At 67.7% G+C, this 21,822-nt stretch carries 4 protein-coding genes; all 4 read right to left on the reverse strand.

Going from position 1 to position 21,822, the window contains the following annotated elements; genetic code table 11:
- Window positions 1-52: 52 nt before the first annotated feature.
- Window positions 53-1,237 carry an HlyD family type I secretion periplasmic adaptor subunit gene (locus L1P09_RS03860; RefSeq protein WP_029886116.1) on the reverse strand — a complete coding sequence of 395 codons (1,185 nt, stop codon included), beginning with the start codon at window positions 1,235-1,237 and terminating at the stop codon, window positions 53-55.
- Entirely contained in the window at window positions 1,234-3,402 is a 2,169-nt protein-coding gene (locus tag L1P09_RS03865) for a type I secretion system permease/ATPase (protein WP_054881692.1), read from the reverse strand. The genes L1P09_RS03860 and L1P09_RS03865 overlap by 4 nt, the downstream gene beginning before the upstream one ends.
- Window positions 3,399-4,835 (reverse strand): TolC family outer membrane protein, encoded by a 1,437-nt coding sequence (locus tag L1P09_RS03870; protein WP_029886114.1) that lies wholly within the window; start codon window positions 4,833-4,835, stop codon window positions 3,399-3,401. Before L1P09_RS03870 ends, L1P09_RS03865 begins: the two co-directional genes overlap by 4 nt.
- Before the next feature lie 63 nt (window positions 4,836-4,898).
- Window positions 4,899-21,779, reverse strand: a complete 16,881-nt coding sequence (locus L1P09_RS03875) for a BapA/Bap/LapF family large adhesin (RefSeq protein WP_235768512.1) — start codon at window positions 21,777-21,779, stop codon at window positions 4,899-4,901.
- Between the last annotated feature and the right edge of the window lie 43 nt (window positions 21,780-21,822).

The raw sequence follows: 21,822 nt of genomic DNA on the forward strand, positions 1-21,822 counted from the left end.
CTCGCGACACGAGGCCGCTCCTACAAGGGCCAGCGCTTGGCAGCAGTGTGGATCAGCGCTCGCGCAGGGCCTCCTTGGCCCGGTTCAGCGGTTTGATCAGGTAATCGAGGATGGTTTTTTCGCCAGTGCGGATATCCACTGTGGCAATCATCCCCGGGACAATCGCGAAGTGCTTGCCGGCCTTGTTCTTCAGGCTGTCCTGCTCGGTACGGATGAACACGCGGTAGTAGTAGATTTCCGGTTTCACCTCGTCTTGCAAGGTATCCGGCGAAATACCCACCACCTTGCCATCCAGCCCGCCATACACCGAATAGTCATAGGCACTGATCTTGACCTTGGCCGCCTGGTCCGGGTGGATGAAGGCAATGTCGCGCGGGGCGATGCGGGTTTCGATCAGCAGGCGCTCGTCCATCGGCACGATTTTCATCACCTGGCCACCGGGCTGTACCACGCCGCCCAGGGTGTTCACCTCGATGTCCTTGACGATGCCGCGCACCGGCGAACGCAGGGTCAGGCGGGTGAGCGAGTCGCTGCGCCCGCGGATTACCTCTGACAGGCTGTCGGCCTCGGCGCTGGCCTTGGCCAGCTCCTCCCGGGCGCGCACCAGGTAGTCGGACCGGGCCTCGTTGGCTTTGAGTTCAAGCTCCGAACGCTGGCGGTTCAGGCGGATGACCTCGACCCGGCTGGAGGCGCCCATTTTCGCCAGGTTTTCGGTGATCTTCAGCTCACTGCGCACCAGCCGCAGCGAATCCTCGATGCCGGCCAGGGTCTGCTCCAGGCCACGGCGGCGGGTCTGGTACAGCGCCGTTTCCGCTTCGATCAGTTCGGGCGAGTCGCGCAGGCTGGCCGGGAAGGCCAGCGGTTTGCCGGTCACCTCGGCCTGCAGCCGGGCCTGGCTGGCCTTGGCGGCGCGGTACTTGGCCTCGCTTTCGCCCACGCTGGAGGCGGTCTTGGTCGGGTCCAACTGGGCCAGTACCTGGCCGCGCTCGACCAGGTCGCCTTCGGCCACGTTCATCTGCGCGACGATCCCCCCTTCGAACGACTGGATCACCTGCTCCCGGGAGCTGGGGATGACCTTGCCGGTACCGGTGGAAACCTCGGTCACCTCGAACCAGGCGGCCCAGGCCAGGAACGCGGCCAGCATCAGTGCGCTGAGGGTGATGAGGCGCCCGGCGCGGAATACGGCCCGGTCGTCCTGCCCGTCCAGGTAGGACGCCGGGAGTTCGTGGTTGCTCATGCCTGCGCTCCTTGCAGTTTGGCCAATGCGGCATCGCGGGTGTCATCGATGACGATGCGCCCACCGTCGAGCACCACAATGCGCTCCACCCGTTGCAGCACGCTCAGGCGGTGGGTAGCGATCACCAGCGTGCGGCCCTGGCAGAAGCGCTCCAGGTTATCCAGCAGTTTGCGCTCGGTCATGTCGTCCAGCGATGCCGTAGGTTCATCCAGCAGCAGCACCTGTGGCTGGCGCACCAACAGGCGCGACAGCACCAGTGCCTGGCGCTGGCCGCCAGACAGGCCCAGGCCGCCTTCGAGGATCAGGTGGTCCATACCCTTGGGCAGGCGGCGGACAAAGTCCAGCGCCCCGGTGGCAGCCAGCGCGGCCACCAGTTCCTGGTCGCTGGCCTGGCCGGCACCGAGGGTCAGGTTTTCCCGCAGGGTGCCGTGGAACAGCCGCGCGTACTGCGGCAGCAAGCCTACGTCGCGGCGCAGGTCGGCAGGGTCGAGGTGGGCCAGGGCGATGCCGTCCAGGCTGACCTCGCCCTGTACCAGGTCCATGGCCCCGCCCAACGCCTGCAGCAGGGTGGACTTGCCCGCGCCGTTGCGGCCGAGCACTGCAATGCGTTCGCCCGGCTGAATATCCAGTTGGCCAATGTTGAGCACCGGGGGAGATTCTTCGCTGTAGCGGAAGTTGGCCTGGCGCAGGCGATATTCACCGCGGATTGCCGGCAGGTGCACGCGCGCTTCGCCTTCGGGGTGGTCGACCGCCGACTGCATCAGTTTGTCCAGGCCTTGCAGGGCGACCTTGGCCTGCTGCCAGCGGGTCAGCACATGGGTCAGCTGGGCCAGCGGCGCCATCATTCGCGACGACAGCATCGACGCCGCCACCAGGCTACCGGTGGTGAGGTCGCCGGCGATCACCATCGGTGCACCGACCACGATGACCACGGCAAACACGGCACCTTGCACGTTCTGGGTCCAGGTCACCAGGCCGTTGGTGAGCGTGCGCAGGCGCAGGTTGGTGTGTGCACAGGCTGCGTTGTACTGGTTCCACTGGCGCTCGAAGCGTGCTTCGGCCTGCAGCGCCTTGATTTCGTCCAGGCCCTGGATGCTTTCCACCAGCATGGCGTTGCGCAGCGCCGACTCGCGCATCGAGGCGTTGGCCAGCCGCGCCAGGCGCCGCTGCGCCAGTAGGCCTGGCAGCAGCATGGCCAGCAGCGCCACCAGCGGAATGAACACCAGCACGCCGCCGATCAGCCAGAACACGAACAAGAACAGCAGGAAGAATGGCAGGTCCGCCAACGCCGTGGCAGTACTGGAGGTGATCAAATCGCGGATCGACTCCAGCTCGCGCAGTTGCGAAATGAACGAACCGGTGGACTTCGGCCGCACCGAGTTGCGCAGGCGCAAGGCATGGCCATAGACCAGGTCACTCACCCGCAGGTCGGCGCGCTTGCCGAGCAGGTCGGTGACCTTCAGGCGCAGCAGGCGCATGCTGAAGTCGAACACCAGCGCCAGCACCACGCCGCCGAACAGCACGTACAAGGTGGGCAGTGATTCTGCCGGGATCACACGGTCGTAGACCTGCATCGAAAACAGCACCCCGGCCAGCGCCAGCACGTTGGCCACCAGCGAGGCGACCATCACCTGCCCATAGGGGCGCAGGTCGCGCAGCACGATACGGGCGAACCAGTGGCGGTCGTAGGGGGCGGTGTAGTCATCGGTGCGTACATCGCGCAACGGCCGCGCCGGGCGCAACAGCGCAACCCGGGTGATGCGGCCCTTGAGCGTGTCGCGGGGCAGGCGTGTGGTCAGGCCCTGGTCACCGGCGAACACCACCGCCAGGTCATCTTCTTCGGTGACTGCCTCGACCACGGCCAACTGGCCATCGTCCAGCTCCAGTACCAGCGGTGTACGCCATTGCCGCAGGCCCTTGGCATCGAAGCGCACGAAGCGCAGTGCCAGGCCGGCCTGGCGGGCCATGTGGCGAAGAATTTCGTCCAGCGGCCGGGCATCCTCCACCGCCGCCAGGCGAATACGCTGGGGCGACACGTCCAGGCGGTAGTGGTGCGCCACCTGCAGCATCACCTCCAGCCACGGCCCCAGGTCTGGCCGGTGGGCCGCCTCCGGCGCTGCTGCCGCTGGCTGGGTGGGCAGGGTTACATTGATCGAATCGCTCATGGCTGGATCTCCACACCTTGCAGGTTGCGCCCCTCAAGGCCAAAGGCCGCGCGCAGCGCGCCGGTGTTGTACAGGCAGTCGACATCCAGGCGCAGCAGGTCGGAGCGGGTGCCGGCAAGTTCGAACCGTGACTGGTAGATCTCCTGCTCGGCGTTGAGCAGGTCGAGCAGCGGCCGTGTGCCCAGGTCCAGATACTGGCGGCCATAGAGCATGCGCGCCTCCTGGATGCTGACCTGGCGCGCTTCCAGCGAACTCAGCCGGCGGCCCAGCCCGGAGGTTTGTGCCTGAGCCTCGGCCAGGCCACGCCGTGCCTGCAGGCGCGCGGCATCTTCGGCGGAGTCGGCGGCGCTCAAGGCGTGGCTGGCAGCGCGGCTGCGGGCGCTGATCGCACCGCCTTGGTAGATCGGTACCTCGACGTTGAGGTAGATGCCCGCCTGGGTGCGGTCCATGCGTGAGTTATCGCGGTTGTAGTCGTTGTCCAGGTAATGGTTGACCTGGGGCTGCAGCGACACGGTCGGGTAGGCCTCGGCCTTGGCCTGGGCCAGCTCTGCCTGGCCTTGCGCACGCTGGGCCAGGGCCATCAGCACGGCCGGCAGGCGATCATCGCCTTGCGCAGGCCGCTTGCAGGCCTGGTTCAACGCCGCAGGCGACTGCTCGGCCAGGGCCGGCGGGGTCACGCGGCCCATCAGCGCGGCCAGGGTGGAGCGCCAGCGCTCGTATTGCGACTGATATTCCTCCAGGGTGGCGCGGGCGCTTTCCACGCGGGATTCGGCCTGTACCACGTCGGAGCGGGTGCTGGCGCCCATGTCGCTGCGCTGGCGAGCCATCCCGGCAATGTCGCCCACGCCGCGGATCTGCTCGCGGGCAATGGCCATCAACTGTTCGTAGCGGCGGGTTTCGATCCAGGCATAGGCAGTGTCACGGGCCAGGTCGTCCACCACCAGCAGGATATTGGCCTGGGCCCGCGCGGCGGCGGCCTGCGCCGCGTTGACGGCGCTGTCGACCTTGCCGAAATCGTAGAGCATCTGCTTGAGCGACAGGTTGAGGGCCTGGCTGTTGCGATCGCCCCCGTAGCCGGTGTCATAACCGGTGCGGATACCGCCGGAAATCTGCGGGTAGTAACCCGCGCGGGCGACGTTGATGCCTTCGCCCTGTTTGTACAGGTTGCCGATCGCTTCGGCGATGCTGGGGTGCCATTGCGCGGCCTGCAACACCGCCTCGGTCAGGCCCAGGCGCTCGCCACTGGCGACCGGGGCCATGCCGGTCGGTGGCCGCGCAGGCACCGCCGCGGGCGCATCGCGTAGCAGCGATGGCCCGATGTGGCGCAGGTGGGGGTCTATATCATCGGCTGCCTGGGCAACCGGTTGGAGATTCAGGGCCAGGAGCCCGCAGGCTCCAAGCAACAACGGTGACAGCGGACTGCTTCGCTTCACATAGTTCCCTTACTGCTGGTCGTCCATGCCGCCGGGCGTTTGCCCGGCGGGTTTGCCGCGGCCTCAGACGACGTGAATGCCGTTCTGTACCCACAGGTGGTGGCTCGGGTCCTCCTGGGCCGTGTATTGGTTATAGTCGATCCCGTCGGCGGTCTGGTTGCCGACCAGGTTCCAGTTGTCAGTCATGTGCACCGAGTCATGGTTGTCGCCCTTGATGATCAACGTGTCGGTGCCGGTTTCGGTGATGGCCACCACGTCGGCCAGGTTGAGTGTCAGGGCCACCGCGCTGGTGTCGTTGAGGTCGATGGCCTCGATGCCGTGCACGCGGCCGACCAGGTTGCCCAGGTCGATGCTGACATCGCCGCCACCCCATTGCAGGGTGTCGGTACCCGTGCCACCGCCGACGCTGGCGAAGTTCTGGTCGACGATCACCAGGGTGTCGTCACCCGCGCCACCTTCAAGCGTGATGTGCCCGCCCTGGCTGCCCACCAGGTGGTCGTTGCCGTCGCTGCCAGCAACCACATCGCTGACAGAGGCGACACTGGCCAGGGCGACTGCCTCTTCACCGCTGTCGGCCAGCAGCGACGTGGTGCTGACCAGGCCAGCGGCATTTTCCAGGTTGATGGTCAACGTTGCCGTGTCGGTACTGCCGTTAGGGTGGGTCAGCTCGTAGGTGAAGGTATCGTGCTGGCCGACCGCTGCGGCGCTGACCCCCGAGTTGAGGGTGTAGGTGTAGCTGCCATCGGCCTGCACCAGCAAGGTGCCATAGGTGCCCGCCACGCTCACCCCGTTGTAGCCGGGTATGGTGTAGGTGTTGGCTGCGGTCAGCACGCTCAGCACGGTCAGTGCCGAACCCAGGGTATCGTCCGCCAGCAGGTTGCCGGTGGCCGCCGTGGCGCCACTGACCACGAACTCGTTCAGGTGGGTGGTAGTGGCGTTGACGCTGGTGGTGATCGAGCTGGCCAGGCCAATGCCGCCGGCGGTCACCCGCACGTGGTAGGTGCCGGCGCCCTGGTTCTGGAAGGTATACCCTGCGCCCCCGCCCAACAGGCTGATCAACGAGCCTCCGCCTACCGATTGCACCAGCACGTACTGGCCCGTGGCCGGGTTGAGCTTGAGCAGTTCAAGGGTGGTGCCGTTGAGCAGGCTCAGCAGGTTGGCGGAATTGAGTACCACTTGCAGGTTAGCCGTGGTATCGGCAGCCACTGTAGTGGTGTAAGTGGCCTGGCGGCTGCCGATCAGCGGCAGGGTCAACGAGCCCAGCGTACTGCTGCTGGTGTCTACCCGGTTGGCCAGGGTGAGGTTGCTGAAGCCTACGTCGTTGACTGCGTCAAGTACCGTGGCTGGCGCCGCGTAGTTACTGTCGCTCCAGACTTCCGTGGCTTGTGGGCTATCGATGCGCACATACAGGTTGGCGCTGTCGGACAGGCCGTTGGGGTGCACCAGCTGGTAGCTGAACACATCCACTTTGCCGACGCTGGCCGGGCTGCCGTTGGGCGTATAGGTGTAGCTGCCGTCGCCGCGGATCACCAGCGTGCCGTACAGGCCTTGCACCGTGGTGGCACTGCCGGCCGAAACGTAGCTGCCGCCTTTGAGTACCTGCAGCACCGCGGCGCTGTCCGGGCCCCGCGCATCCACCACGCCATCGGTGCCCACGTCGGTGATGACGTTGCCAGAGGTGGCTGTGCCAGTACCGGTGAACTCGGTCAGGCTGGTGGAGGTGATATCCAGCGAGGTACTGACATTGGTGATCAGGCCAATGCCACCGCTGCCCACCGTCAGGCGGTAATCGCCCGCCTGCAGCACGCCGATGTCAACTTGCAGGCCTTGGCCCAACGGCAACAGGATCAGGTCCAGCAAGCCCTGGCTGTTACCGGTGGCCAGCGTGACCCAGGTTCCGCTGGCATTCTTCACCTGCAGGGTGAAGGTGGTGTTGTCCAGCAGGGCCAGTGCGCTGCTGGTGGTCAGGGTCAGCGTGGGGTCGGCCGTGGTGCCGGCGGCTACCGTCCAGGTGTAGGTCTTGGTGAACCCTGCCAAGAGGGTGGTGAAGCTGTCGGTGTAGGTCCTGCTGGCGGTGACCGCGGCCAGGTCGACCGTCGCGGTGGCCAGGTTATCGCTGGCGATGACCGGGGCGTTGGCATCCACATCCGGCGCAGTGATGCTGGCGTTGCCCGACACGTTGCCGCGTGGGTCGCTCAGTGTCACCGCAAGCACCTGCCCGTTGTCCTGAGGGGGGCTCAGGGTCACGGTAAAGCTGCCATCGGCTTGCACGGTAGCGGTTTGCAGCACGGTGCCGCTGGCGCTGCGCACGGTCACCGTGGCGCCCACTTCACCGGTACCGGTCAGGGTGCTGCCGTCGGTACTGATCGCCAGGTTGGCGGCCGCAGCCGGCGGGGTCAGGTCCGGGGCGGTCAGTGCGGTACCGGTAGACTCATTGCCGGCACTGTCGGTGAGCGTGACGCTGAGTGCCTGGTTGTCGATCTGCGCGGCATTCAGGCTGACCACAAACAGGCCGGTGCTGCCCACGGTTGCCGTACCCAGCACGGTCCCGGCACTGTTGCGCACGGTAACCGTGCTGCCAACCTGGCCAGAGCCGCTGACCATTGTGCCATTGGTATTGATGGTGGCCAGCGGCGCCGCCGGCGGGGTGGTGTCCGGGGCGTTGAGGTTGACGCTGCTGGACAGGTTGCCCGCAGCGTCCGCCTGGCGCACCACCAGCAATTGCCCGTCGTTCTGTGGCGTGGTCAGGGTGATGCTGAAGGTGCCGTCGGCTTGCACCACGCCACTGCCCACCGGTCCGTTGGCGCCTTGCACGGTGACGGTGGCGCCAGCTTCACCATTACCGGTCACCACGGTACCTGCGCCGTTGATGGTGACATTGGTCGGTAGCGCAGGCGGTTGCAGGTCGGCAGCGGTGTAGCGGGTGCTGCCGGACGTATTGCCCGCAACGTCGGCCTGGCTCACCGCCAAGACCTGGCCATTGAGCTGCGCGGCGTTGAGGTTGACGGCGTACACGCCACCGCCATTGACCACGGCGCTGCCGAGCACGTTGCCACCGGCATCGCGCACGGTCACCGTGGCACCGGCCTCGCCAGTACCGCTCAGCACCAGGCCGTTGGTCGACAGGCTGGTCACCAGCGGGTCGGCTGGTGCGGTGGTATCGGCTGCCTGCAATAAGGTTGGCTGCGACTCGCCGCCCACCAGGGCCACGGCGGTGACCTGCAGGTACTCGCCGTTGAGTTGCGCCGAGTCGAGCGTCAACGTGAAAGTGCCGTTCAATGTCGCGCCGCCGGTACCGATCACGTTGCCTGCGGCATCGTACACACGGATGCCTACGCCGCTGGGCGCGTTACCCGACAAGGTCAGGCCGTCGCTGCCCAGCGTCACGTTGGTCGGCGGTGTTGGCGGAGCCACCAGCGGTGTGACATAGGTCGCCACCGCCGACGTATTGATGCCGTCAGACTGCGTGATGGCCAGCGTTGCCAGCGAGCCTGCTGCCGGCGTCAGGGTGATCTGGAAGTTGCCAGCGGCGTCTACCGTGCCAGTGCCTAGCACGCTGCCGCCCAGGCTGACGGTGACCGTGGCATTGGCCTCGCCCTTGCCGGTGAGCACGTTGAAGGTGTTGTTGATTGCCAGGTTGGTCACCAGGTCAGGTGGCGAGGTGTCGTTGGCCTGGTAGGGCGCAGCAACCGAGACGTTGCCGGCGTCATCGGTAGACACCACGCTGAGCAACTGGCCATTGTTCTGCGCCGGGCTGATGGGCACGGTGAAGCGCCCGTCGGCACCGACCTCCACCTGGCCCACGAGGGTGTTGTCCGGGCCACGCACGGTGATCAGCGTGCCGGCCTCGGCAGTGCCGGTCATCGACGTACCGGCCGGGTTGAGCAGCAAGTCGCTTGGCTGCACCGGTGCGGTCAGGTCGGGGGCGGTCAGCTCCAGGGGGGCCGACGGGTTGCCGGTGGCGTCCTGGGCAATGATGGTCAGCGTTTCGCCGTTGATTTGAGGCTGGCTCAAACCGAGGACGAAGGTGCCATCCAGGTCGACAGTCACCTGGCCCAGCAGGTCACCGTTGTTGTTTATCACCGTGACCCGGGTACCGGCCTCGGCGGTGCCGATCAACTGGGTACCGCTGTCGTTGATGCTGGCAATGACGATGGCCGGCGGCGTTACGTCGACTGCCGTGACGGTACTGATCGGCGACACGTTGTCACTGGCGTCGGTGAGGGTTACCTGCACCTGCTGGCCATTGAGCTGGGCGGTGTCCAGGCCGACGCTGAAGGTGCCGTCGGCAGCGACCGTGGTGGTGCCGATTTGCGTTGTACCCACATAGACGCGCACCGTGGTACCCGCTTCGCCAACCCCGGTCAGCACATCGCCTGCCGCATTGAGCCGCAACTCGGTTGCAGCCGCGGGGGGCGTGAAGTCCGGCGCCTGCACGCTGACCGGAGCGCTGACGTTGCCGGGCGGATCGGCCTGCAGTACTGACAGCACCTGGTTGTCGATTTGTGCAGGCGACAACACGACGCTGAAGCTGCCGTCGGCCAGCACCGTAGCGGTTCCCAGTACGCTACCGGCGGCGTTGCTCACGATCACCGTGGCGCCGGCCTCACCCAGGCCAGTGACCACACTGCCGTCGGCGTTGATCGCCACCTGGGTGAGCGGGGCAGGTGGGGTGAAGTCCGGGGTCTGCAGGGTCGCTGCTGCCGACACGTTACCGGCGGCGTCGGCCTGGGTGAAGCTGAGCAGCTCGGCATTGCCCAGTGCCGGGTTCAGGGTAATGGTGAAGTGCCCGCTGGCATCGACGATGGCGCTGCCGATCGGCGCGCCGCTCGGGTCGGTCACGGTCACCTCGGCGCCGACTTCGCCGCGGCCGGTCAGGGTGACACCATCGCCGGAAACCGCCAGGTCGCTCGGCGCCGCAGGTGGTGTAGTGTCTGGCGCAGTGATGGTGCTGGCGGCCGACTGGTTGCCGGCCGCATCGGTCAGAAGCACCTGTAGCGGCTGACCGTTGGCTTGCGGCGAGGCGAGCACGACCTGGAAGCTGCCGTCGGCGCGCACTACGGCCGTGCCCAGCACGCTGCCATCGGCAGCCATTACCCACACGCTGGCGCCGGCCTCGCCGCTACCGTTGAGCAGGCTGCCGCCCCCGGCGAATGCCAGGTCTGCGGCGGCATCCGGTGCCACGCGATCGGGGGCAGTGATGCTCACGCTGTTGGACTCGTTGCCGGCTGCATCGGCCTGGCTGGCGCTGAGCTGTTCGCCGTTGAGCTGCACGCTGCCCAGGGTGGCGCTGAAGTTGCCATTGGCATCGACCACTGCCGTGCCCAGGTCGATACCGCCTTCACCGACCACGGTAACGGTGGCGCCTGGTTCGCCGCGCCCGGTCAGGACCAGGCCGTCGCTGGACAGCACCAGGTTGCTGAGCGGTTGTGGCGCCGTAGTGTCCGGCGCCTGCAAGGTTGCCGGCAGCGACAGGCTGCCATCGCTGGCCATTGCGCTCACATGCAGCACTTCGCCATTGGCCTGGGCGCTGCCCAGGTTGACGGTGAAGGTGCCGTCGTTGGCGACCGGGCTGCTGCCCAGCACCGCGCCGTTGGGGCCGTAAACAGTGACCGTGCTGCCCGCCGTGGCGGTGCCGGTGACCGATAGACCGTCTGCAGCCAGCACCAGGTTGTCTGGCGTGGCGGGGGCCAGAATGCCTGGCGCAGTCACGTTTTGCTCAGGCGAGGCGTTTTGCGCGCCATCGGTTTGCACCACGCCCAGGCGTTCACCGGTGAGCGCCGCAGGCGACAAGGCCACGCTGAAGCTGCCATCGGCGGCCACGGTTGCGGTACCCAGTATGGTCGCGTCCGGTGCGCGTACGGTGACCGTCGCACCTGCTTCGCCCTGGCCGGTAAGGGTCGCGCCGTCGGCAGACACCGCCAGGTTACTGACCGCCGCGGGCGGCGTGGTATCGGCGGCCGTGTACGGCGCCGCTGGCGATACATTGCCCGCCGCATCGGTGGCGGTTACCTGCAGGGTCTGGCCGTTGGTCTGGGCACTGTTCAACGTGACCTGGAAAGTGCCATTGCTGCTGGCCACCGCGCTGCCCAGCACACTGCCGCCGGCATCGCGGACGGTCACGGTGCTGCCGGCTTCGGCGTTACCGGTCAGTTGCAGCCCGGTCGCCGACAGGGCCAGTGCCGTGGGTGCTGCTGGCGGGGTGAAGTCCGGTGCGGTCACCGCCACGGCGCTGGAGGTGTTGTTGCCGGCATCGGTCTGGGTCACGCTCAGTTGCTGGGCGTTGAGCTGGGCAGTGGTCAAGGTCAGGCTGAAGCTGCCGTTGGCCGCGACCAGGCCGGTGCCGATGATGGTGCCGTCAGGCCCGCGCACGGTCACGCTGGCGCCGGCTTCGCCCAGGCCACTGAGGGTCAGACCGTTGTTGTTCAGCACCACATTGGTCAGCGGTGCTGGCGGGGTCAGGTCTGGCGTGGCCACGTTCACCGCTGGCGAGGTATTGCCGGCGGCGTCCACTTGCGTCACACCAATGGCCTGGCCGCTGTTTTGCGGCGTATCGAACGTCACGGTGAAGCGGCCATCGGCGCCCACCGTGGCGCTACCCAGCACAGTACCGGCGGCATTGCTGACCTGTACCGTAGCGCCCACTTCACCGCTACCGGAAAGCTGCCTGCCGTCGGCACTGAGCAGCGGGTCGACAATGGCGGCAGGTGGCGTGCGATCCGGGGTCGCCAGGCTGGCGGGGCCTGATACGTTGCCTGCGGCATCACTGAGGGTGACCTGCAGCGGGCTGCCGCTGACTTGCGCGCTGGGCAGGGTGATCTGGAACTGGCCGCTTTGGTTGACGGTGCCGGTAGCCAGGATGGCGCCACTGGCATCGCGCACAGTGACACTGGCACCGGCTTCGCCCTGGCCGCTGACCACAGTGGCGGCAGCGTTCAGGCTGAGGTTGCTGGCGGCGGCTGGGGCCTGCAGGTCGGGTGCCTGCAGGCTGGCGGCCAGCGACACGTTACCCGCAGCATCGGCCTGGGTGACGATCAGGTTCTGGCCGTTGGCCGCCGCCGGCGACAGGGTGATGCTGTACAGGCCATTGCTGCCGACCACGCCGCTACCCAGCACATTCCCCTGGGCGTCGGTGACCCGCACGTTGGCACCCACTTCGCCTTGGCCGGTCAGCGTGCTGCCGGTGCGGTCGATGGTGGCGCTCGGGGCTTCAGGTGCAGTGATATCGTTGGCGACCACGGTGGCCGGTACCGAGGGCTGGCCGTCGGCGCCGATCCGCGCGCTGACCTGCAAGGTCTGTGCGTTGAGCTGGGCGTTGCTGAAGAACACCCGGAAGACACCATCGCTGCCCACCGTCGCCGTGCCCAGCGTGGTGCCGGCGGATGTCACGGTGATCAACGCGCCCACCGTGCCGGTGCCCGTCAGCACGAAGCCGTCGGCGCTGATGGCCAGGTCCGCCGGGGTGGCCACTTCGCTGCCGGTCGGGCCAGTCAGGGTCACACCGTCGGATTCATTGCCGGCCGGGTCGATGACCACCACGCTGACCTCTTCGCCAGCGGCCAGCGGCGGGTCGACCGGCACCACGAAGGTACCATCCGGCCCTGCGGTGGTGGTGCCACGGTCACTGTTGTCCGGGTTGCGGATGACCACGGTGCTGCCCGGCTCTGCAGTGCCGCCGACGCTGCTGCCGTCGGGGCTCACAGTCACGCCGCTGGCAGGTTCCGGGTCGGTGGTGTCGGGTGCGGTAACGGTAACCGGTGCCGAGCTGTTGCCCGCCGGGTCGGTGACGATCACGGTCACGCTTTCGCCGTTGTTCTGCGGGGTTGGCAGTGGCACGTTGAAGCTGCCGTCGGGATTCACTTCAACCGTGGTTTCCACGCCTGCGCCGTCACGCACCGTCACGGTATCAGCGCCCGGTGCATTGCCGCTGACCGTGCTGCCGTCTTCGCTGACCACCACCCCGGTGGGCAAGGCCGGCGGGGTGAGGTCGGGTGCAGTGATCGGGGTGCTGTCGGAGACATTGCCCGCCACATCGGTCAAGGTCACCTGCAGCGCCTGGCCATCGAGCTGGGCCGGGCTGACCGCGACAGTGAAGCTGCCGCCAACCGGCACCACCACGCTGCCCAGCAGGTCGCCGGCGGCGTTGCGTACCTCGACGGTGCTGCCTGCTTCGCCCGTACCCTGAAGGGTGTCGCCGCCCGCGCTTATGGTCAGGCCACCCGGTGCTTGCGGTGCGGTGCTGTCGTCGGCAGTGAACGCTACGGATGGCGACGTGTTGCCGCCAGCATCAACCACTACCACCGACACGGTTTCGCCGTTGGTCTGGGCGGGGGCCAAGGGCACGCTGAAGCTGCCGTCCTCTTCCACCTGCGCGGAGCCCAGCAGGTCGCCAGCGCCGTTGCGCACCTGCACGGTACTGCCTGGTTCGGCCTGGCCGGTGAGTGCCGTGCCCGTGCCATTGATGCCCAGGCCTTCAGCGGCTACCGGGGCTTCCAGGTCCGGCGCGGTGACGCTGCCGGCGGTGGAGGTATTGCCGGTCGCGTCCGCCTGGGTGACGGCCAAGGTCTGGCCATTGAGCTGCGGTGGGTCGATGGTCACCTGGAAGCTGCCGTCCGTTTGTACGGTGGCAGTGCCCAGCACGGCGCCGCCGGCGCCGGTCACGGTTACCTGCGCCCCCGGCTCGCCGCTACCGCTCAGGCTGCCACCGTCACCCGCCAGTACCAGGCCGGTGGGTGTGTCGGGGGCCTGGGTATCCGGTGCCGACAGATCGACCGCGGTCGACAGGTTGCCACTGGCGTCGCGCTGCTCGACGGTCAGGGCCTGACCGTTGGTTTGCGGGGTATCGAGGCTGATTTCGAACGCACCACCGGCGCCTACCACGATGCTGCCCAGTACGCTGCCGTCCGGCCCGCGTACGGTCACGGTCGCACCCGGTTCACCGTTGCCGGTGACCATGACGCCGTCGCCATCGATGGCCGGGTTGGTCACTGCTTGCGGCGGGGTACTGTCTGGTGCGGTGAAGTCCACTGGCCCGGCACTGTTGCCTTGGCTGTCGGTGGCTTCCACGGTCAGGCTTTCGCCATTGCGCTGCGGTGCGTTGAGGGTGACGTCGAAGCGCCCGTCCCCGCCCACGGTGGCGGTCCCCAGTACATTGCCGTCGGCATCGCGCACGGTGACCAGCGAGCCGCTCTGGCCCTGGCCGGTGAGGTGGATGCCGGCGCTGTCGATGGCCAGCGCCGACGGTTGCAGCGGGCCATCCAGGTCAGGTGCGATGACAGTAGCGGTCGAACTGTTGCCTGCGGCGTCACGCAGCACCACGTCCAGCTCCTGGCCATCGGTTTGCGCCGGGTTCAGGACCACGCTGATCACGCCATCGGCGCCCACCTGGGCATTACCCAGTACGTTGCCCTGGGCGTCCACCACCTGCACGCGGGTGCCGGGTTCGCCACGGCCGGTCAATACGCTGCCATCGTTGCTCAGTTGCAACTCGGTGGCCTCGTTGGGCGGGGTGATGTCCGGTGCGCTGATCTGGGTCGGCAGTGAGCTGTTGCCATCCGCGTCGATGGCTACCACATCCAGCAGCTCGCCGTTCGCCTGGGCAGGGCTGAGGGGGATGTTGAAGCTGCCGTCGTTGCCGACTTGCACGCTACCCAGCACACCGCCTTGGGCATCCCGCACTTCCACCAGGCTGCCAGCCGGGGCCATACCACTGATGGCGCTGCCATCGGCAGCTACCACCAGCCCCGTCGGGCTGTCCGGCACGGCGATGGCCGGTACGGTGACCGTCAGGGCAACCGAAGGGTTGCCGGCGGCATCGGTCTGTTGCAAGGCAATGGCGTCGCCTGCGGCCAGTGGGCTGTCGAGGTCGATCAGGAAGGTGCCATTCGCTGCGACCACCCCGGTGCCGATCACGTTGCCATTGCCATCCCGGATTTCAACCGTGGCACCCGCTTCACCACGGCCGGAAACGACCAGGCTGCCAGCACCCAGCACCACATTGCTGATAATGCCGGGCGGGGTGATGTCCGGGGTTACGTAGCTCAACGGCAGCGAGGTGTTGCCTGCGGCGTCGGTCACCCGCACGCTGACGGTTTCGCCATTGGCCTGCGCCGGGTCGAGGGTGAGGCTGAAACTGCCATCCGCTTCGGCGAGGGTACTGCCGATCACGTTGCCAGCAGCGTCGCGTACCTCTACCCGGGCACCGGCCTCGGCATTGCCGGTCAGGCTGACGCCATCGACCAGCGCCAGGTCGGTGGGTTGCAGTGGCGCCACCTGATCCGGTGCGGTCAGCGGGCTTGGGCTGGACACGTTGCCAGCAGCATCGGTCAAGGTCACTTGCAATGACGAGCCATCCACCACCGGGGTGGGCAGGGTAACGTTGAAACTGCCGTCCTGCTGCACGGTGCCGCTGGCCAGCAGTTGGCCTTGGTCGTTGCGTACCTCTACGGTGGTGCCGGCTTCGCCGCGGCCGGACACGGTGCGGCCGTCATTGCTGATCGCCAGGTTGGTGGCAGGCTCTGGTGGCGTGGTGTCGCCGCCGTTGTCGATGACCGGTGCGGTAAGGGTGCCGGCCTGCGAGGCATTGCCGGCTGCGTCGGTGGCAACCACTTGCAACTGTTCGCCCGCCACCTGGGCAGGGCTGAGGGTGATTTCAAACGCACCACTGGCGCCCACCACCACAGTACCAAGTACGGTGCTGCCATCGGCCGCCAGCACGCGCACGGTGCTGCCGGGTTCGGCACGGCCGCTGACGGCGGTACCGTCGGCGGTAATGGCCAGTTCGCTAGGCGCCACCGGTGGCGTGATGTCTGGTGCGCTGACCTGTACCGGCAGCGACGAAGTGCCGTTGTTGTCGATGGCTACCACATCCAGCAGTTGGCCATTGGCCTGGGCCGGGTTGAGGACCACGGTGAAGGTGCCTTCGGCGCCGACCACCACGCTACCGATCAGCGCACCCTCGGCATCATGCACTTCCACGCGGCTGCCCACGGGGGCCGAGCCACTGACGCTGGTACCGTCTTCGGCGACCACCAGGTCGCTTGGGCTGAGCGGTACGGTTACCAGCGGCACGTCATAGTCCAGCGCCAGCGAGGCGTTGCCGCTCGGGTCGGTCTGGACCAGGCTCAGGCGTTCACCCGGCAACGCGGGCGGGTCGAGGTCGAGCAGGAAGGTGCCGTTCGCGGTCACCACGCCGCTGCCGATCAGGGTGCCGTTGGCGTCGCGCACCTGCACGGTAGCGCCGGCTTCGCCACGCCCGCTCAAGGCCAGGCCATCGGCGCCGACCACGATATTGCTGACCTGCGCGGGGGCAGTGGTGTCTGGCGCCTGGTACTGCAGTGGCGAGGAAATGTTGCCGGCAGCATCCACCAGGCGAATGTCCAGCACTTCGCCATTGGCCTGTGCTGGGGTCAGGGTTACGCTGAACGTGCCGTCGTCGTTGACCTGAGCGCTGCCCAGCAGGGTGCCCGCGGCATCGCGCACCTGCACGCTGGCGCCTGGCTCGCCGCTACCGCTGAGGGTGACGCCGTCGACCAGCGCCAGACCGGTGGGCTGCGCGGGCGCCTGCAGGTCCGGTGTCACCACCGACGCAGGGGCGGAGGCATTGCCGGCGGCGTCGGTCAGCACCACTTGCAAGGTGCTGCCGTCCTTGACTGCAGGTTCCAGGGCCAGGGTGAAGCTGCCATCCGGGTTGACCGTGCCGTTTGCCAGCACGTTGCCTTGGGCGTCGCGCACTTGCACGCTGGCACCGGCTTCACCGCGGCCGCTGAGCTGGGCACCGGCCAGGCCGACAAGCAGGTTGGTGGCGGCTTCCGGTGGCGTGTTGTCGCCACCGTCAATGTCTGGTGCGGTGACGGTGCCGGCCGTAGAAGCATTGCCGGCGGCATCGGTAGCGGTAACTTGCAGCACCTCGCCGTTCAACTGGGCGGGGTCCAGGGTAATGCTGAAGCTGCCGGTGGCACCGACTACCGCGGTGCCAAGCACAGTGGTGCCATCGGCCGCCAGCACGCGTACGGTGCTGCCAACTTCTGCGCGGCCGGTGACCACGCTGCCGTCGGCGCTGATTACCAGCTCGCTGGGGATGACCGGTGGGGTGATGTCCGGTGCGGAGACCTGGGCTGGAAGGGACGAAGCACCGCTGCCATCGATGGCCACCACCTCCAGCAGTTCGCCATTGGCCTGGGCCGGGTTGAGAATGACCGTGAAGGTGCCGTCCTGGCCAACCTGCACACTGCCAACCAGCGTTCCGTCGGCGCCGTAGACGTCCACGCGGCTGCCGGCCGGCGCGGCGCCGCTGATGCTGCTGCCATCTTCGGCGACTATCAAGTCGCTCGGGCTGGCAGGGGCAGGGGTGACCGGCACCTCGAACTGCAGCGCTTCGGAGGTATTACCGCTCGGGTCGGTTTGCACCAGGCTCAACTGAGCGCCGGGCTGCGCGCCGGGATTCAGGTCGATCAGGAAAACGCCATTGGCAGCGACCACGCCGCTGCCGATCACGGTGCCGTCGGCATCTCGCACTTCAACGGTGGCGCCGGCTTCACCACGCCCACTCAGTGCCAGGCCGTCGGCGCCGACCACGATGTTGTTTACGGCAGCCGGTGGCGTGGTGTCGGGTGCGGTGAATGCCAGCGGTGTCGAGCTGTTGCCGGCAGCATCGACCAGGCGCACATCCAGGGCTTCGCCATTGGCCTGGGCAGGTGACAAGGACAGGCTGAACGCCCCGTCCGCACCGACCACGCCGCTGCCGATCACGGTGCCATCCGCATTGCGCACCTGCACGGTGGCGCCAGGTTCGCCACGGCCAGTGAAGGTGACGCCATCGGCCAGGGCCAGGTCGGTCGGCTGGGCCGGGGCCTGCAGGTCCGGTGCGGTGACCGTGCCAGGTTGCGAAACGTTGCCGGCAGCGTCGGTCAGGGTCACTTGCAGGACGCTGCCGTCGTCGACGGCTGGGCTCAGGGTGAGGACGAAGCTGCCATCCGGGTTGACCGTGCCGTTGGCCAGCACATTACCTTGGGCGTCACGCACCTCCACGCGGGTGCCGGGTTCGCCGCGACCGCTCAGCTGGCCGCCGGCCAGGCCGATCACCAGGTCTGTGGGTGCCAGCGGTGCGGTGTTGTCGCCACCGTCAATGTCTGGGGCGGTGACGGTGCCGGCCGCAGAAGCGTTGCCGGCATTATCGGTAGCGGTAACTTGCAGCACCTCGCCGTTTACCTGGGCGGGGTCGAGGGTGATGCTGAAGCTGCCGGTGGCACCGACTACCGCGGTGCCAAGCACCGTGGTGCCGTCGGCCGCCAGCACGCGTACGGTGCTGCCGGCTTCGGCGCGGCCGGTGAGCACGCTGCCGTCGGCGCTGATCACCAGCTCGCTGGGGGTGACCGGTGGGGTGATGTCCGGTGCGGAGATCTGGGCTGGCAGGGAGGAAGCACCGCTGCCATCAATGGCCACCACGTCCAGCAGTTCGCCATTGGCCTGGGCGGGTTCGAGGGTGACGGTGAAGCTGCCATCGTCCCCTGCAACCCCACTGCCAAGCAGCGTGCCATTGGCATCATGGACCTCCACGCGGGTGCCGGCCGGCGCGGTGCCGCTGATGCTGCTGCCGTCTTCGGCAACCACCAGGTCGCTGGGGCTGGCGGGCGCAGGCGTGGTCGGCACTGCGAACTCCAAGGCCTCGGAGGCATTGCCACTCGGGTCGGTCTGCACCAGGCTCAGTTGCGCGCCGGGCTGCACGGCCGGTTCGAGGTCGATCAGGAAGGTACCGTTAGCGCTGACCACGCCGCTGCCGATCACGGTGCCGTCGGCATCTCGCACTTCTACGGTGGCGCCGGCTTCACCACGCCCACTCAGCGCCAGGCCGTCGGCGCCGACCACGATGTTGCTTACGGCAGCCGGTGGCGTGGTGTCGGGTGCGGTGAATTCCAGCGGTATCGAGCTGTTGCCAGCAGCATCGACCAGGCGCACATCCAGGGCCTCGCCATTGGCCTGGGCAGGTGACAAGGACAGGCTGAACGCCCCGTCCGCACCGACCACGCCGCTGCCGATAAGGGTGCCAGCCGCGTCGCGCACCTGCACGGTGGCGCCGGGCTCGCCGCGGCCATTGAAAGTGACCCCACCAAGCAGGGCCAATTCGGTTGGCGGCGCAGGTGGCTGCAGGTCGGGTGAGGTGACCGAGCTGTTGGGCGACTGGTTGCCGGCAGCATCGGTCAGGGTCACTTGCAGGACACTGCCGTCGTTCACCGGCGGGTCCAGGGTGATGGTGAAGCTGCCGTCGGCACCCACGCTGCCGGTGGCCAGGATATTCCCGGCCGCATCACGGACTTGCACGCTGGCGCCCGGTTCGCCACGCCCGCTCAGCTGGCTTCCGGCCAGCGCTATGGCCAGGTCGGTCGGCGCTGCTGGTGGCGTGGTATCGACCCCATCGAGGTCCGGCGCGGTCACCGCGCTGGTGGCTGAGGTGTTGCCCGCCGCATCGGTGGCGGTGGCTTGCAGCACTTCACCGTCGGTTTGTGGTGGGGCCAGCTCGATGCTGAACACCCCGGTCGGGCCGACCACGGCGCTGCCCAGCTCGGTACCATCGGCAGCCACGATGCGCACGGTGCTGCCGGGTTCGGCGCGGCCGGTGATCACGCTGCCGTCGGCACTGACGGCCAGTTCGGCAGGTGCCGCGGGTGCCGTGATATCGGGCGCGGTGATCTGGGTGGGCACGGAGGACACGCCCTCGGCATCGAGGGCCAGTACGTTCAGCAGTTCGCCGTTGGCCTGGGCAGGGGTGAGCTCGATGCTGAAGCTGCCGTCGGCGTTGGCTACGGCGCTGCCAATCAGCGTGCCGCTGGCATCGCGTACTTCCACTCGGCTGCCGGCAGGGGCGCTACCCGTGAGGGTAGTGCCATCGGCATCGATGGCCAGCCCGCTGGGGCTGGCCGGGGCAGTGGTGAGCGGTACATCGTACTCGACGGCCACCGAAGCATTGCCGCTGGGGTCCACTTGCAGCAGGGTCAGCTGGTCGCCGGGTTGCACGGCCGGGTCGAGGTCGATCAGGAAGGTGCCGTTGGCCGTGACCACGCCACGACCCAGCAGGTTGCCGTCGGCATCCCGCACTTCCACAGAAGCCCCGGCTTCACCATGGCCACTGAGGCGGGTACCGCCCGCACCGACCAGGATATCGCTGACGGCATCCGGCGCAGTAATGTCCGGGGCGTTGAATTGCAGGGGCGTCGAGCTGTTGCCGGCGGCGTCGACCAGGCGTACGTCAAGCGCTTCACCGTTGGCCTGGGCAGGGGACAGGCTCAGGCTGAACGTTCCGTCCTGGTTGACCACCGCCGAGCCGAGCAGGTTACCGGCAGCGTCGCGCACCTGTACGGTGGCCCCCGGTTCGCCGCGGCCGGTGAAGGTCACCCCGTCCGCCAGTGCCAGGTCGGTGGGCTGTGCCGGTGGCAGCAGGTCGGGCGACGTCACTGCGCCTGGCTGCGACACGTTGCCGGCAGCGTCGGTGAGGGTGACTTGCAGGGTGCTGCCATCCTTGACGGCCGGGTCCAGGCTAATGACGAAGGTGCCATCCGCGCCGACGGTGCCGGTCGCGATGACCGTGCCTGCGGCATCACGCACCTGCACGGTGCTGCCGGCTTCGCCACGGCCGCTGAGCTGGCTGCCGGCCAGGCCGATGGCCAGGTCGCTGGGTGCTTGCGGTGGGGTGGTGTCGCCGCCGTCGACGCTCGGCGCGGTCACCGAACTGGCGGTAGAGGTGTTGCCAGCTGCGTCGGTGGCCGTGGCTTGCAGTGTTTGGCCATCCACTTGCGCCGGGCTGAGGGTAATGCTGAATACGCCCGTGGCGCCGACCACTGCGGTGCCCAGCTGGCTGCCGTCGGCGGCGAGGATACGTACGGTGCTGCCGGGTTCGGCACGGCCAGTGAGTACCGTACCGTCCTGGCTGACCACCAGTGCGCTCGGTGCAGCCGGGGCGGTGATATCCGGTGCTGTGAACACCAAGGGTGTCGAGCTGTTGCCGGCGGCATCTACCTGGCGTATGTCCAGGGCTTCACCGTTGGCTTGTGCGGGGGAAAGCGTGAGGCTGAAAGTGCCGTCGGCGTTGACCACGCCGCTGCCAATCAGGTTACCGGCAGTATCGCGCACCTGCACGGTGGCACCCGGCTCGCCGCGACCGCTGAGGGTAACGCCATTGGCAAGGGCCAGGTCACTCGGCTGGTCAGGGGCCGTGGTGTCGGGCGTGTCGATATCTGGCGCGTTGATGCTGGCCGGCGGTGAAACATTGCCGGCGGCGTCGCTGGCACTGACCTCCAGGGCCTGACCATCGGTTTGCGCAGGTTGCAGGGTGATGCTGAACTGGCCGTCGGCGCCGGCTACGGCAGTGCCCAGTACTGCGCCGTCGGCCCCGCGTACGGTTACCGTCGAGCCGGCTTCGGCACGGCCGGTCAGGCGCAGGCCATCGGGCGATACCAACAGGTCGATGGGCGTGGCCGGTGGGGTGGTGTCCGGGTCGGCGCCACCCCCGCCACCGCCACCCCCGCTGCCGGCCGCCGCCGCCGCACCGCCGGCACCGAGCAGGCTGAGCCCGGCAATCGCCCAGGTGGGCATGGCGCTGCCAGCGGTACCCAGGCCTGCAACCAGCTCATCCAGGGAGTTTACGTCTTCGAAGGTGAAGCCCTCGAATGCCGCAGCATTGTACTGGGCGTGCCACAGGGTGCCGTCCTCGCCAACGAAGACAATGTCGCTGCCGACACCGGCCTGGTCCACTGCGAAGAAATTGCCGATGGTGATTTTTTCCCCGGACTTCAGGGTGAGGACCAAGTCCTGCCCGCGCTGGGTGACGGTGGCCAGCTGATCGGGAGCCACGGGCATCTGCACGACGCCTGGCCCTTTGAGATTGATATTGCCCCAGGCGCTCTGAGTGGCGACTTCAGTTTGCTTATCGGCGACGACGATGTTGTCCATGGATGCTCCCTGCTGGTGTCCGGATCCCCCAGCCCGCTATCGG

This window comes from Pseudomonas juntendi, assembly GCF_021560075.1.
Taxonomy (GTDB): Bacteria; Pseudomonadota; Gammaproteobacteria; order Pseudomonadales; family Pseudomonadaceae; genus Aquipseudomonas; species Aquipseudomonas juntendi.